Annotated in this window: 12 protein-coding genes; 8 read left to right on the top strand and 4 right to left on the bottom strand. The window is 70.5% G+C overall.

The features are described from left to right. Positions 1–19 precede the first annotated feature (19 nt). The 8 genes from OG538_RS30630 (at position 20) to OG538_RS30595 (ending at position 8,514) form a co-directional block, all read left to right on the top strand. Entirely contained in the window at positions 20–1,276 is a 1,257-nt protein-coding gene (locus OG538_RS30630; protein WP_406098674.1) for a Gfo/Idh/MocA family protein, read from the top strand. A 41-nt stretch (positions 1,277–1,317) separates the two neighbouring features. Continuing rightward, entirely contained in the window at positions 1,318–2,574 is a 1,257-nt protein-coding gene (locus OG538_RS30625; RefSeq protein WP_406098673.1) for an ABC transporter substrate-binding protein, read from the top strand. A gap of 88 nt (positions 2,575–2,662) precedes the next feature. Next, on the top strand, positions 2,663–3,568 hold the full coding sequence (locus OG538_RS30620; protein ID WP_406098672.1) for a carbohydrate ABC transporter permease: 906 nt from the start codon (positions 2,663–2,665) through the stop codon (positions 3,566–3,568). A 2-nt stretch (positions 3,569–3,570) separates the two neighbouring features. Continuing rightward, positions 3,571–4,518: a carbohydrate ABC transporter permease gene (locus OG538_RS30615; protein WP_406098671.1), complete on the top strand. Its 948-nt coding sequence runs from the start codon at positions 3,571–3,573 to the stop codon at positions 4,516–4,518. Between the two features lie 6 nt (positions 4,519–4,524). Continuing rightward, a complete protein-coding gene (locus OG538_RS30610) occupies positions 4,525–5,553 on the top strand; it encodes an NAD-dependent epimerase/dehydratase family protein (protein ID WP_406098670.1) in 1,029 nt (342 codons plus the stop codon). A gap of 8 nt (positions 5,554–5,561) precedes the next feature. Further along, positions 5,562–6,617 (top strand): dihydrodipicolinate synthase family protein, encoded by a 1,056-nt coding sequence (locus OG538_RS30605; RefSeq protein ID WP_406098669.1) that lies wholly within the window; start codon positions 5,562–5,564, stop codon positions 6,615–6,617. Continuing rightward, positions 6,601–7,626: a hydroxyacid dehydrogenase gene (locus OG538_RS30600; protein ID WP_406098668.1), complete on the top strand. Its 1,026-nt coding sequence runs from the start codon at positions 6,601–6,603 to the stop codon at positions 7,624–7,626. Before OG538_RS30605 ends, OG538_RS30600 begins: the two co-directional genes overlap by 17 nt. Before the next feature lie 39 nt (positions 7,627–7,665). Beyond that, positions 7,666–8,514 carry a fumarylacetoacetate hydrolase family protein gene (locus OG538_RS30595; protein WP_406098667.1) on the top strand — a complete coding sequence of 283 codons (849 nt, stop codon included), beginning with the start codon at positions 7,666–7,668 and terminating at the stop codon, positions 8,512–8,514. A 6-nt stretch (positions 8,515–8,520) separates the two neighbouring features. On the opposite strand, the gene OG538_RS30590 is transcribed toward OG538_RS30595, so the two are convergent. The 4 genes from OG538_RS30590 to OG538_RS30575 all read right to left on the bottom strand — a co-directional run bounded on the left by OG538_RS30590 (position 8,521) and on the right by OG538_RS30575 (position 13,374). Continuing rightward, positions 8,521–10,221, bottom strand: coding sequence for a flavin monoamine oxidase family protein (locus OG538_RS30590; protein ID WP_406098666.1), 1,701 nt, complete (start codon positions 10,219–10,221; stop codon positions 8,521–8,523). Between the two features lie 51 nt (positions 10,222–10,272). Next, complete coding sequence (locus tag OG538_RS30585) at positions 10,273–11,070, bottom strand: carbon-nitrogen hydrolase family protein (protein ID WP_406098665.1); 798 nt, start codon at positions 11,068–11,070, stop codon at positions 10,273–10,275. A 254-nt stretch (positions 11,071–11,324) separates the two neighbouring features. Continuing rightward, the gene (locus OG538_RS30580; protein ID WP_406098664.1) at positions 11,325–11,780 is read right to left on the bottom strand and encodes an Lrp/AsnC family transcriptional regulator; all 456 of its coding nucleotides are present in this window, start codon (positions 11,778–11,780) and stop codon (positions 11,325–11,327) included. A gap of 136 nt (positions 11,781–11,916) precedes the next feature. After that, positions 11,917–13,374 carry an aldehyde dehydrogenase family protein gene (locus OG538_RS30575; RefSeq protein WP_406098663.1) on the bottom strand — a complete coding sequence of 486 codons (1,458 nt, stop codon included), beginning with the start codon at positions 13,372–13,374 and terminating at the stop codon, positions 11,917–11,919. Between the last annotated feature and the right edge of the window lie 169 nt (positions 13,375–13,543).

Below are 13,543 nucleotides of genomic sequence, written 5' to 3'. Positions count from 1 at the left end.
CGAATACCAGGGACTCCCCGTGTCCACGCACACCCCGATCACCGGCCGGCCCGTACGGGTCGCCCTCGTCGGCGCCGGCAACCGCGGTCTGACGTACGCCGAGTGGATCAAGGCGCACCCCGATCGCGCCGAGCTCGTCGCCGTCGCCGATCCGCGCCCCGCCGCGCGGGCCGCCGCCGGTGCGCCCGCCGAGTTCGACGACTGGCGGCCGCTCGCCGAGAACCGGATCGCGGACGCCGTGATCGTCGCCACCCAGGACCGCTTCCATGTGGAGCCGGTGCTGGCCCTGGCGGAGGCCGGTTACGCGATCCTCACCGAGAAGCCCCTCGCCCCGACCGAGGAGGAGACCCGCCGGATCGTCGAGGGCGTGGAGCGGACCGGGGTGCTCTTCGCGGTCTGCCACGTCATGCGGTACACCCCGTACACCGACCTGGTGAAGGAGGTCGTGGACTCCGGTGTGCTCGGGCAGCTGGTCTCGATCGACCATCTGGAGCCGGTCGGCTGGTGGCACTACGCCCACAGCTATGTGCGCGGTCCGTGGCGCAGCGAGAAGGACTCGTCCCCGATGCTGCTCGCCAAGTCCTGTCACGACCTGGACTGGATCACGTACGTCATGGGCGGCCGGATCGAGCAGGTCACCGGTTTCGGCGGGCTGAAGCACTTCCGGCCCGAGAACGCCCCCGCCGGTTCCGCCGACCGCTGCCTCGACTGCGCGGTCGAGCCGGACTGCCCGTACAGCGCGCTGAAGCTGTACATGCCGACGCTGCGCGAGAAGGGCCCGGTCTGGCCGGTCACGCACGTCACCGGGGCGACCGACGAGGCCGGTCTCGTACAGGCGCTGCGCGAGGGCCCCTACGGGGTCTGTGCCTACCGCGGCGACAACGACGTGGTCGACCACCAGGTGCTCGCCATGCAGCTGACGGACGGGGTGACCGCGACCTTCCAGATGGTGGCGTTCACCGAGCAGACCCACCGGCAGACCCGGATCTTCGGCTCGCACGGCTGGCTCATCGGCGACGGCGAGCGGGTCACGGTGCAGGACTTCCGGACCGGTGAGTCGGTCGTCCACGAACTCGGGGCGTCCGGGTCGAACGCGGCCGACGGGCACGGCGGCGGGGACGCCGCCCTCGTCGAGGCGTTCGTCACCGCCGTCGCCACCGGCGAACCGGGGGCCGTCCGGTCCGGCCCCGCCACCTCGCTCAACAGTCATCTCGCGGCGTTCGCCGCCGAACGCGCCCGGCACACCGGCACCGTCCAGACGGTCCCGGCCCAGTGACTTCTTCCCGAACCACCCTCACGTCCTCGGAGGACCCCCTCATGTCCCGTCTCCTCACCCGCCGTTCCCAAGTCCGTGCCCTGGCCGTGCCCGTGATGGCCACCGCGCTCGCCGCCGGTGTGCTGGCCGGCTGTTCCGGCAGCGGCGACGACGGCAGCACCGTCACCATGTGGACCTACCCGGTCATCTTCGACGAGGCCAAGAACATGGCGTACTGGGACGGCCTCGTCAAGGCCTTCGAGAAGGAGCACGCGGGTGTCACGGTGAAGGTGGAGACCTTCCCGTGGGCCAACCGCGACACCGCTCTGGCCACCGCCATCGCCTCCGGCAAGGGCCCGGACGCGGTCTATCTGATCCCCGACCAGCTCCCGAAGTACGCCAGGAGCATCGTCCCGGCCGACGCATACATGCCGGCCGACGCCAAGTCCGACTACACCGACTTCGCGCTGAAGTCCGTCACCGTCGGGGGGAAGGCGCTCGCCACCCCGATCCTGACCAGCGCCAACCCGCTGATCTGCGACAAGCGCGTGTTCGCCGCCGTCGGCGAGAAGGCCTACCCGACGAGCTGGGCGGACCTGGAGGCGCTCGCCCCGAAGCTGAAGGAGAAGGGCTACTACGCGACCAGCTACAGCGGTGACACCCAGCAGACGCTGAACATGACGTTCTACCCGCTGCTGTGGCAGGCGGGCGGCGACGTCTTCTCCGAGGACGGCAAGAACGTCACCTTCAACGACGCGGCCGGCGTCAAGGCGCTCACGTATCTGAAGAAGCTGGTCGACGGCGGCTACACCGACAAGGACCTGGTCACGACCACGCCCAAGCTGGAGCAGACCCCGACGGCGAAGGGCAAGGTCGCCTGCACCTGGCAGAACACCCCGGCGGACGTCGAGCCGTTCTGGGGCAAGGAGAACATCGTCGTCCAGCCGCCGCTCAAGGAGTCCGCTTCGGTCGGTTACGGCACCGTGGGCGCCCTCTCGATGCTCAAGGGCGCCGACAGGAAGAACACCGGCGACTGGCTGAACTTCGTAGCCGAGTCGAAGAACGTGGCAGGTCTGCAGAAGGCCGCCGGCTTCTTCCCGGCCCGCACCTCCGGCGGCGAGCTGTACCCCGGCGACGCGCTCCAGAAGGCGGTCGGCGCCACGCTGCCGAGCATGGACGTGGGCCCGCTGCAGGACAAGGCCCGCGAGGTCCAGGGTCTCCTCGCACCGGAGATCCAGGCGGCTCTGCTCGGCAAGAAGAGCCCGCAGGATGCATTGGACGCCGCGCAGAAGGCCGCACAGGCGATGCTCGGCCGCTGACCGAGACCGCGGGGCCGGACTCCGGCCCCGCACCCCCGGGGCACTCCCCCGACCTCCCGCAGTTCCCCCGTACCGCAAGGAGATCCCCGTGGCAGTCGTCGCGGAACCCACCCGCCGGGGCCGTCGCAGCGGGCCGCAGGCGCGCCGCGAGGCCCGGATCGGCCTGCTCTTCGTCCTTCCCTGTTTCCTGCTCTTCCTCGCCTTCCGGTTCGGTCCGGGCGTCGCCGGCGTGCTGATGAGCTTCACCGACTACTCCCTCACCGGCGGCGGCAGCTTCATCGGGCTCGACAACTTCACCCGCCTGTGGGCCGACCCGCTGTTCTGGCAGGCGCTGAAGGTCACCGTCCTCTACACCGTGCTCGCCGTGCCGGGCACGCTCATCGCGTCGGTGTCCCTGGCGCTGATCACGCGGCGCGCGTTCCGTGGGGCCAGGTTCTTCCGTTCGGTGTTCTTCCTGCCGGTCGTCACCTCGCTGGTGCTGGCCGCGACCGTCTTCGTGTGGATCTTCTCGACCGGCGGCCCGTGGTCCAGCCTGATGGGCTGGTTCGGGATGTCCGAGGGCTCCTGGCTCTCCGACGACGTGCTGGTGCTGCCCGCGCTCGCGATCGTCGGCGTCTGGTCCCGCTTCGGCTACGGGATGCTCATCCTGCTCGCCCGGATGCAGGACATCCCGCGGGAGCTGGAGGAGGCCGCCCTCACCGACGGGGCCGGGCCCTGGCAGCGTTTCCGGTACATCGTGCTGCCGCAGCTCAAGCCGGCGCTGTTCTTCCTCGCGGTGATCGAGACGACGGCCTCGTTCCAGGTCTTCGACGCCGTGTACACGATGACCGGCGGCGGGCCCGCCAACGCCAGTTACACGCTCGTCTTCCAGCTCTACGACGCGGGCTTCAAGTACTTCGACCTGGGTTACGCCTCCGCCATCGGTGTCGCGCTCTTCGTGCTCACCGTGGTGGTCGCGGTGATCCAGCGGCTCGTGATCGGGAAGGACCAGTGACCATGACCGCAGCACCCGCAGAGACGAAGGCCGAGCCGGCCGGCCGGTCGCCCGCGCCCCGGGACCGCGCTTCGCGCCGCGCCGAACGCAAGCTGCGCAAGCTCTCCGAGCAGGACACCGTCCCGCACGGCATGCGTGCCACCCGCACCGGGCGGATCGCGCGCGGCGTGCTGTTGACCGTGGCCGCGCTCGTGACGGTGTTCCCGTTCTACGCGATGGTCGTGCTCTCCCTGAAGCCGTCCGCGGCGGTCGACTTCCCCGGAAGTCTCCTGCCCTGGCCGCTGACCGGCGAGGCGTACGACACCGTCATGGGTGCCCAGGACGTGCCGCGCTGGCTGCTGAACACACTCGTCTACTCGGTCGTCTCGGTCGTCGGCGTGCTGCTGCTCGCCTCGCTCGCCGGGTACGCCTTCGCCAAGAAGCGCTTCCCGGGCCGCGAGACGATGTTCTGGTCGTTCCTGTCGATGGTGATGGTCCCGTACCACGTCACGATGATCCCGACCTTCGCCATGATCGCGAAGCTGGGCGGAGTCGACACGTACTGGGGTCTGATCGTGCCGACGCTGGCCAACGCCCAGGCGGTCTTCCTGATGCGGCAGTTCATCCAGGGGCTGCCGGACGAACTGTTCGAGGCGGCCCGGCTCGACGGCTGCAACGAGTGGCAGATCTTCCACCGGATCGTGCTGCCGCTGCTGAAGCCGATCCTCGCCACGCTCGGTGTCTTCGTCTTCCTCTGGCACTGGAACGACTTCCTCTGGCCGCTGGTCATCGGCCAGTCCACCGACATGCGCACCCTCACCGTCGGCATCGCCTCGCTCCAGCAGCAGAACGTGCCGCTCAACGTGGTGCTCTCCGGCTCCGTCATCGCGTTCGTGCCCATCTTCGCCGCGTACATGGTGGGCCAGCGCTACTTCACCGAGGGCGTCACCGCGTCCGGAATCAAGGGATAGCCACACATGTTCACCGATGAGGCCGCGCTCGAAGAGCGGCTCGCCACCCCCTCCCCCGCGCTCGTCGCCGATCTCGCCCGTGCCGAAGGCGATCTGCTGGTGCTCGGCGCGGGCGGCAAGATGGGCCCGAGCCTGTGCCGGCTGGCACGCCGGGCGCTGGACGCGGCGGGCCGCGCGGACGTGACCGTGTACGCGGTCTCCCGCTGGTCCGACCCGTCCGCCGCCGCGGAACTGGAGGCGTCCGGGGTCCGGACCGTCGCCTTCGACCTGATGGACCCCGCCGCCGATCTGGCGGGTCTGCCCGACGCCGGGAACATCGTCTTCATGGTCGGCGCCAAGTTCGGTTCCGCCGGGGCGCCTTCGCACGCCTGGGCGGTGAACGCGGCCATGCCGGACCGGGTGGCCGGGCGCTGGCCGGATGCGCGGATCGCCGCGTTCTCCACCGGCAACGTGTATCCGCTGGTGCCCGTCTCCTCCGGCGGCTGTACCGAGACGGACCCGGTCGGGCCGGTCGGCGAGTACGCGATGTCGTGCCTCGGCCGGGAGCGGATCTTCGCCCACGCGGCGCTGACCCGGGGCACCAGGGTCGCCAACATCCGCCTCAACTACGCCGTCGATCTGCGCTACGGCGTCCTCGCCGACATCGCGCACCGGGTCCTGGCAGGCGAACCCGTCGACATCACGACCGGTCACGCCAACGTGGTGTGGCAGGGGTACGCCAACGAGGTCGCCCTGCGTTCCCTGCTGCACGCCACCGACGGCGAGGCGTTCACCCTCAACCTCACCGGCCCCGAGACCGCTTCCGTGCGCCGCATCGCCCAGTGGTTCGGCGAGGAGTTCGACAAGGAGCCGCTCCTCACCGGGGCGGAGGCGCCCACCGCGCTGCTCTCCGACGCGAGCCGCTGCCATGCTCTCTTCGGCTATCCGGACGTCGCGCTGCGCACCCTCGTCGAGTGGCAGGCCGACTGGCTGCGCCGCGGGCTGCCGCTGTCCGGCAAGCCCACCAAGTTCCAGGTACGTGACGGAAGGTTCTGATCCACCCCATGTCCACTCCCTCCCTCCTGTCCACACCCGCGCTGGAACTGCTCGCCCACGGCGCGGCGATCCCCGCCCATCCGCTCGCGCTGCACGCGGACGGCACGTTCGACGAACGCCGGCAGCGCGCTCTGACCCGCTACTACCTCGCCTCGGGCGCGGGCGGCGCCGCGGTCGCCGTGCACACCACCCAGTTCGAGATCCGCGAGCGGGAGGTGGGCCTGTTCAAGCCCGTGCTGGAGCTCGCCGCCGAGACGATCGACGCGGAGGCCGGCCGGCCGTTCGTGAAGGTGGCCGGGGCCTGCGGATACACCGCCCAGGCCGTCGCCGAGGCCGAGACCGCCGCCGCGCTCGGCTACGACGCGGTGCTGCTCAGCCCGGCCGTGCCCGGTGCGGACGAGAAGGGGCTGCTGGAACGCGCGCGGGCGGTCGGCGAGGTGCTGCCGGTGATCGGCTTCTACCTCCAGGAGGCCGTCGGCGGGCGGTACTTGTCGCCGGGCTTCTGGTCGGCGTTCACCGACCTGCCGCACACGGTCGCCGTGAAGATCGCCCCGTTCGACCGCTACCGCACCGCCGACGTCGTCCGGGCGGTGGCCGCCGCGGACCGGGCCGACGAAGTGGCCCTGTACACGGGCAACGACGACGACATCATCGGTGATCTGCTCACGCCGTACGAGACGGCCACCGGCACCCCGCGCTGGTTCGCGGGCGGGCTGCTCGGCCAGTGGGCGGTATGGACGAGCTCGGCCGTGACCCTGCTCGACGAAGTCCGGCGCGCCCGTGCCGGCGACCACGCGGCGATGGTCCGCTGTCTGGCCCGGCGCTCCGAGCTCACCGACGCCAACAGTGCGGTCTTCGACGTACGGGGCGCCTTCCGCGGCTGCATCGCCGGGGTGCACGAGGTGCTGCGCCGCCAGGGCCTGTTGGCGAACATCCGTTGTCTGGACCCGGCCGAGACGCTCTCCCCCGGCCAGTCCGACGAGATCACCCGGGTGGCCGGGTCCTACCCTTGGCTGACCGATGACGCCTTCGTTGCGGAGCACCTCGATGCCTGGCTCTCCTGAACCCGCCGACCGCTCCTCACGGGTCGTCGTCGCCGTACCGCCGGGCCTGCGCGCCCAGTTCTTCACCGCCGAGGTGTGGCAGGAGCTGGAGCGGGCGGCCGAACTCATCGTCGTCGACGACCACTTCGACCGGGCGGCGGTCGCGGCCGCGCTGCCCGGCGCCCGCGCGCTGATCACCGCGTGGCGGGCGCCCAGGGTGGACGCCGGACTGCTGGCCCACGCGGACCGGTTGGAGCTGGTGGCGCACACCGGTTCGGCGGTCGCCCCCTATGTCACCGAGGACGTGTTCCGGCGCGGCATCCTGGTCACGCAGGCCGGTGACGAGATGGCCCGCCCCGTCGCCGAGGTGGCGCTCGCCTTCACGCTGTCGCTGCTCCACCGCATCCAGCGCTTCGACCACGCGTTGCACGGCGGGCTGGAGTGGGCGGCGGCGAGCGAGGCCCCGCCGCGCCATGAGATCCACGGCAGCGACATCGGTGTGATCGGCGCTTCGCGGACCGGCCGCGCATACATCCGTCTGGTGCGGGCGATGGGGGCGCGGGTGAGCGTCACGGACCCGTTCCTTACCGGGGACGAGGCCGCGGCGCTCGGCGTGACGCCCGTACCGCTGGAGACGCTGCTCTCGCGCAGCAGGATCGTGGCCGTGCACGCCCCGGTCACCGAGGAGACCCGTCACATGATCGGCGCCGAGCAGCTGGCCCTGATGCCGGACGGAGCGGGTCTGGTGAACACCGCCCGGTCGTGGCTGGTCGACGAGGACGCGCTCCTCGCCGAACTGGCCTCGGGGCGGCTCGACGCGGCGATCGACGTCTTCGACGCCGAACCGCTGCCCGTCGACCACCCGTTGCGCGCGCTGCCGAACGTGCTGCTGACCCCGCACCAGGCGGCGGGCAGCGTCGAGTGCCGGCAGCGGCTGGGCACCAGCGCGGTCAACGAGGTGCTGCGGCTGCTGGCCGGACGTCCGCCGGTCCACGCGGTCACCGCCGATGCTCTCACCCGGCTGCACTGAATCCACAGGACCCCGTACCCGTCAGGAGATCTCACCGCCATGCGACTGATGCGCATCGGCGAGCCGGGCCATGAGCGCCCGGTCGCCGTCAGCCCCGAGGGCCGCCACTACGACCTGTCCGGCGTCACGGACGACATCGACGGCGCCTTCCTCTCTGCGCTGGCCGACAACCCGCACCTGATCCCCGCCGAACCGAGGCTCCCGGAGACCGACATCACCGGACAGCGCGTCGGCGCCCCGGTGGCCCGGCCCTCCGCGCTCCTGTGCATCGGGCAGAACTACGCGGCCCATGCCGCGGAGTCCGGTGCCGAGCCGCCCGAGCGGCCGATCCTCTTCTACAAGTCACCGAACACGGTGGTCGGTCCGTACGACGACGTCCTCATCCCGCGCGGGTCGAAGAAGACCGACTGGGAGGTGGAGCTGGCCGTCGTGATCGGGCGCCGCGCCTCCTACCTCGGCTCCCCCGCCGACGCCGCGGCCCACATCGCGGGCTACGCGGTCAGCAACGACGTGTCCGAGCGCGCCTTCCAGCTGGAGGAGTCGGGCGGCCAGTGGTCGAAGGGCAAGAGCTGCGCGACCTTCAACCCGCTGGGCCCGGTGCTGGTGACGGCCGACGAGGCCGGCGATCCGCAGCGGCTGCGGCTGCGCAGCTTCGTCAACGGTGAGCCCCGCCAGGACTCCTCCACCGCGGACATGATCTTCAGCGTGGCGCATCTGGTGCACCATCTTTCTCAGTACCTGGTGCTGGAACCCGGCGACATCATCAACACCGGTACGCCACAGGGCGTGGCCCTGTCCGGTCGCTTCCCGTACCTCGGCCCGGGCGATGTGATGGAGGTCGGGATCTCGGGCCTGCGCCGGCAGCGCAGCGTCTGCCGGCCCGCGTAACAGCGCTCAGTCCTCCGGGAGTTCGACCGGGGCGATCTCGTCGAAGAGGTCGCCGGGGCCGGGGTTGGTGCCGTCGGTCGCACCGCCGAACTGCGTCATCACGCCCCAGACGGCGTTCAACGCGGTCTGGACGGCCCCCTCGGCCCAGCCGGCCGTCCAGGAGATGTCGTCGCCCGCCAGGAACAGACCCCGCTTGTCGACGGGCAGCCGGTCCTGCATGAAGTGGGTGAACAGGCGGCGCTGGTAGCGGTAGTGACCGGGCAGGTTCGCCTTGAACGCGCCCATGAACCAGGGCTCGTTCTCCCAGGAGACGGTCACCGGGTTGCCGATGATGTGCTTGCGGATGTCAACGTTCGGATAGATCTCGCCGAGCGACTTCAGCATGACGTCCATGCGCTCGTTCGCGGACAGCGGCAGCCACTTCAGGCTGTCGTCGCACCAGGTGTACGAGAGGCAGATGCTGGCCGGCCGGTCCGGGCCGTCGTCGAGGAGGTAGGTGCCCCGCGTCATCCGGTCGGTCAGCGTCATCGACATGGCGTCGCGCCCGGTGGTCTCGTCCTTGTCCAGCCAGAACGGCCGGTCGACGGGGACGAACAGCTTGGAGGACTCCATGTAGTGGGTACGCTCCATCGCCGTCCAGTGGTCGATCGGGAAGAGCGCGTCGTCGCAGGCGATCTTGGAGAGCAGCAGCCAGGACTGTCCGGTGAAGACGGCTGCCCGGAAGGTCCGGATGTCGCCGGTGGCGTCGGTCACGGTGATCCGGTTGCCGGCGGTGCGGTTCAGCCGGGTCACGGCGGGGCGCGGGTCTCCCTCGTGCAGGGAGGCCAGCGAGGTGCCGAGCGGCCAGTGCACGATCTTCTGCGGTTCGCGTTCCCACAGGCGCAGCGGAAGCTGCTGGCTGCCGCCGACGATGGAACGGTGGTGGTCGTCCGCCTCGGTGTAGACGACGCGGAGGATCTCCAGGATGGAGTTGGGGAAGTCGGTGTCCCAGCCGCCGGTGCCGAAGCCGACCTGGCCGAAGATCTCGCGGTGTCGGAAGGACTTGAAGGCGTCGGAGTCGCAGAGGAAGCCGTAGAAGGTCTGGTTGTCGAGCTTCTCGACGAGCCGGGCCCAGATCTCCCGGATCCGCGGCACGTCGCGCTCGCGCATCGCCCGGTTCATGTCGGAGAAGTCGGCGCCCTCCTCCAGACAGGCGTTCCAGGCGTCCATCACGTCGCGGTAGACCTGCGGGAGGTCGTCGATGGTCCTGGCGTAGTGCGACTCACCCTTGAGGTCGACGACGGTCGACGGGGTCACCGGGGAGAGCGGATTGGGGAACGGCTTCGTCTCCAGTCCGACCAGGTCGATGTAGTGCTGGAGGGCCGTCGACGACGGCGGGAAGCGCATCGCGCCCATCTCGGCGGTCAGCGGTTCGCCGTCCGTGGTGCAGCCGTCGAACTCGACGGTGCGCAGCCGTCCGCCGATGCGGTCCGCCTCGTAGACGACGGGCCGCAGCCCCATCTTCATCAGCTCGTAGGCGGTGACGATGCCGGAGAGCCCGCCGCCGATGACGGCGACCTCGCTGCCGTGCTCGGTCGCCGGTATCTGCCCGATTCCGGCGGGGTGGGCGAGGAAGTCGTCGTACGCGTACGGGAAGTCCGGCCCGAACATGGTGATCGGCGGGGCTGCGTCGGTGTGCGGGACGGCCGGGGGCACCGTGGACGTCATGGGGTACGGACTCCTTGCGGGGAAAAGAGGTGGGTGAGCGGGGCGGCGTACTCAGGCGAGGGAGCCGTACAGGCCGGGACGGCGGTCGCGGAGGTAGGGGTTGCCCGCCCGGGAAGAAGTCAGGAGGCCGGGGTCGACGTCACCGATGACGAGTTCCTCGCCGCGTCCCGCGCGCGTGCGGACCGTGCCGTCGGGGCCGGCGAGAGCGCTCAGTCCGACGAACTCGAAGGGGCCCTCCGTGCCGGTGCGGTTGGCGTAGGCGACGTACAGCTGGCTCTCGAAGGCGCGGACCGGGACGACGGACTCCGCGACGAACGGGAAGGGGTGCATCAGCGCGGTGGGAACCAGCAGCAGATCGGTGCCGGCCAGGGCGTGCGCCCGTACGTTCTCCGGGAACTCGACGTCGTAGCAGATCAGGAGGCCGATGCGGACACCGTCGAGCTCGGCCTGGACGACCGGCTGGTCACCCGGGGTGAACCACTGCTCCTCGAAGTCGCCGAAGAGATGGGTCTTGCGGTAGTTGGCGAGCGCGGTCCCGTCGGGCCCGATGAGCTGTGCGGCGTTGTACAGGGCCTCGCCGTCGCGCTCGGGATAGCCGTAGTGGACGGCGATCTCGTGCCGGAGGGCGATCTCGGCGACGGCCTGTGCGGCGGGCCCGTCGGCGGCTTCGGCCAGCCGGGGCACGTCGTCCCCGATCGCGTACCCGGTCAGGAACATCTCGGGGCAGACGAGCAGCCGGGCGCCGCTCGCCGCGGCGCGCGCGGCGGCACTCTCCAGGGCCTCGATGTTCCGGGCCACCGAGCCCGGACATCCGGAGCTCTGGAGCAGGGCGGTGCGCAACGGCGGCATGGCTGACCTCGGACGATGCGGGCGGGGCGGGGACGTATTGACGGTACGTTCCGCGATTCCCCCCGGACAAGGCGCGAGCGTTGCGCATCGACCGTCGATTCGTTGCGTCCGATCAGCCGGTCGCGGCGATTCATTGCACGGTGTGGGCGCAGCCGGCTCGTCCGGCGTTCGAGGACGGAACCGTCGCCGGAGGATCCGGCTGTCCCTGAGGCACCGGCCGGTGTTCCTGCCGCACTGCTCGGACGGCCGCGCCGCTATCCCGGCGACCCCGACGAGTACCGCCGCAGCAGCGGCGAAAGCACCAGCACGGACTTCGTGCGCTCGACGTACGGCTCGCCCGCGATCCGCTCCAGCACCTGCTCGAAGTGGCGCATGTCCGCCGCGAAGACCTGGACCAGCGCATCGGCCTCCCCCGTCACCGTGGACGCCGAGGCGACCTCCGGATACCGGGCGAGGCCCTGCTTGATGGACTCAGGTGAGGTGTTGCGGCTGCAGTAGATCTCGATGTACCCCTCGGTCTCCCAGCCGAGCGCCGCCGGATCCACCCGGACGGTGAAACCCGTGATCGCCCCCTCGGCGCGCAGCCGGTCCACCCGGCGTTTCACCGCGGGTGCGGAGAGCCCGATGATCGAGCCGATGTCGGCGTAGGAGCGGCGGGCATCTTCGGCGAGGGCGTGGACGATGCGTTCGTCGAGGTCGTTCAGTCGCACGTCGTACGGGTCACTTCTCTGCGATGGCGGGGCCCTGGTGGGGCCGGGCACGGCTGTTCCGGGGGCGGCGGTGCCGCCCCCGGAAGTAGACCATGGGCCCGCCCGGCAGGGCGCGCTCAGCGCAGGTGGCGCCGGATCAGAAGGGGAACTGCGAGCGCCCGTGCTGTACGGAGATCCACTTCTGCGTGGTGAAGGCCTCCAGCATCGAGTCGCCGTTCAGCCGGCCGAGCCCGGAGTTCTTCTCGCCGCCGAAGGGGACGATCGGCTCGTCGTGGACCGTGCCGTCGTTGATGTGGATCATGCCGGTACGGATGCGCTGCCCGACCTGCACGCCGCGCTCGATGTTGCCGGTGTGCACGGCGCCGCTCAGCCCGTACGGGGTGTCGTTGGCGATCCGGACCGCCTCGTCCTCGCCGTCGAACGGCACGAGGAGCGCGACCGGGCCGAAGATCTCCTGGGACAGTACGGGGGAATCGGCGGCCAGCCCGGTGAGGACGGAGGGACTGACGACGTTCCCGTCGGCCCGTCCGTGCAGGAGTGCCGTCGCACCGGCCTCGACCGTCTGGTCGACGAGGGCGGAGATGGCCTCGGCCTGGGTGGAGTTGATCAGCGGGCCGATCTGGGTCGCCGGGTCGGCCGGGTCGCCGACGCGCAGGGAGGCGACCTTCGCGACGAACTTCTCGGTGAACTCCTTCTCCACCGCGCGGTCGACGAGGATCCGGTTGGCCGCCATGCAGACCTGCCCCTGGTGCACGTACCGGCTGAACACCGCCGCGTCGACGGCGTAGTCCACGTCGGCGTCGTCGAGGACGATCAGCGCGCTGTTGCCGCCGAGTTCGAGCACGGAGCGCTTGAGGTTCGCCGCGCACACCGTCGCGACGTGCCGTCCGACCTTGTCGGAGCCGGTGAAGGAGATGACCTGCGGTATCGGGTGCTCCAGCAGGGCGTCACCGATCTCCGCGATGTCGGTGACGACGACGTTCAGCAGACCGGCGGGCAGTCCGGCGTCCTCGAACACCTTGGCCACCAGGGTGCCACCGCAGACGGGGGTGTTCTGGTGCGGCTTGAGCACCACGGCGTTGCCCAGCGCCAGGGCCGGCGCCACGGACTTCAGGGACAGCAGGAAGGGGAAGTTGAACGGGCTGATGACCCCGACCACGCCGACCGGCACCCGGTAGACGCGGTTCTCCTTGCCCGGGGTGGGCGAGGGCAGGATCTGCCCGGTGGAACGCAGCGCGAGCCGGGCCGCCTCGCGCAGGAACTCCTTGGCCAGGTGCAGCTCGAAGGCCGCCTTCAGCCGAGTGCCGCCGAGCTCGGCGACGATCGCGTCACCGATCTCCTCCTCGCGCTCCTCGACGACGCGCAGGGCCTTCTCCAGCACCGCTCGCCGGGCGTACGGGTTGGTGGCCGCCCACGCCTGCTGAGCCGTCTCGGCCGCACGGTAGGCCTGGTCCACCTCATCGGCTGTGGCGACCGTGATGGAGGCGAGCTTCTCCCCGTCGTACGGGTTGAAGTCGATGATGTCCCAGGACCCCTTGCCCGGCCTCCACTCGCCGTCGATGTACTGATGGGCCAGGTCAGTGAAGAAGGACATGAGATCCCTTACCGCAGAGTGGCGGGCAGCTGAGTGGGATTCATATTACTTATTTTTCCAGCGAGTTGATATGGATCCCAGCCCGCCCCGGGCACGGTTTCCGGCCGTGTCCCGGCCCTCCGCTGCCCGGAAACGCGAGCGCCCCTCCCGGCTGCGAGACAGCCGGAAG

Source organism: Streptomyces sp. NBC_01013, assembly GCF_045162765.1.
Classification (GTDB): Bacteria; Actinomycetota; Actinomycetes; order Streptomycetales; family Streptomycetaceae; genus Streptomyces.
This window is presented reverse-complemented; position numbering and strand designations above follow the sequence as displayed.

What these genes read in the sequence shown, in the direction of transcription:
- OG538_RS30615 (WP_406098671.1), top strand. Translation starts at nt 3,571, where the DNA reads ATGACCGCAGCACCCGCAGAGACGAAGGCCGAGCCGGCCGGCCGGTCG.
- OG538_RS30610 (WP_406098670.1), top strand. Translation starts at nt 4,525, where the DNA reads ATGTTCACCGATGAGGCCGCGCTCGAAGAGCGGCTCGCCACCCCCTCC.
- OG538_RS30625 (WP_406098673.1), top strand. Translation starts at nt 1,318, where the DNA reads ATGTCCCGTCTCCTCACCCGCCGTTCCCAAGTCCGTGCCCTGGCCGTG.
- OG538_RS30590 (WP_406098666.1), bottom strand. Translation starts at nt 10,221, where the DNA reads ATGACGTCCACGGTGCCCCCGGCCGTCCCGCACACCGACGCAGCCCCG.
- OG538_RS30595 (WP_406098667.1), top strand. Translation starts at nt 7,666, where the DNA reads ATGCGACTGATGCGCATCGGCGAGCCGGGCCATGAGCGCCCGGTCGCC.
- OG538_RS30575 (WP_406098663.1), bottom strand. Translation starts at nt 13,374, where the DNA reads ATGTCCTTCTTCACTGACCTGGCCCATCAGTACATCGACGGCGAGTGG.
- OG538_RS30585 (WP_406098665.1), bottom strand. Translation starts at nt 11,070, where the DNA reads ATGCCGCCGTTGCGCACCGCCCTGCTCCAGAGCTCCGGATGTCCGGGC.
- OG538_RS30605 (WP_406098669.1), top strand. Translation starts at nt 5,562, where the DNA reads ATGTCCACTCCCTCCCTCCTGTCCACACCCGCGCTGGAACTGCTCGCC.
- OG538_RS30600 (WP_406098668.1), top strand. Translation starts at nt 6,601, where the DNA reads ATGCCTGGCTCTCCTGAACCCGCCGACCGCTCCTCACGGGTCGTCGTC.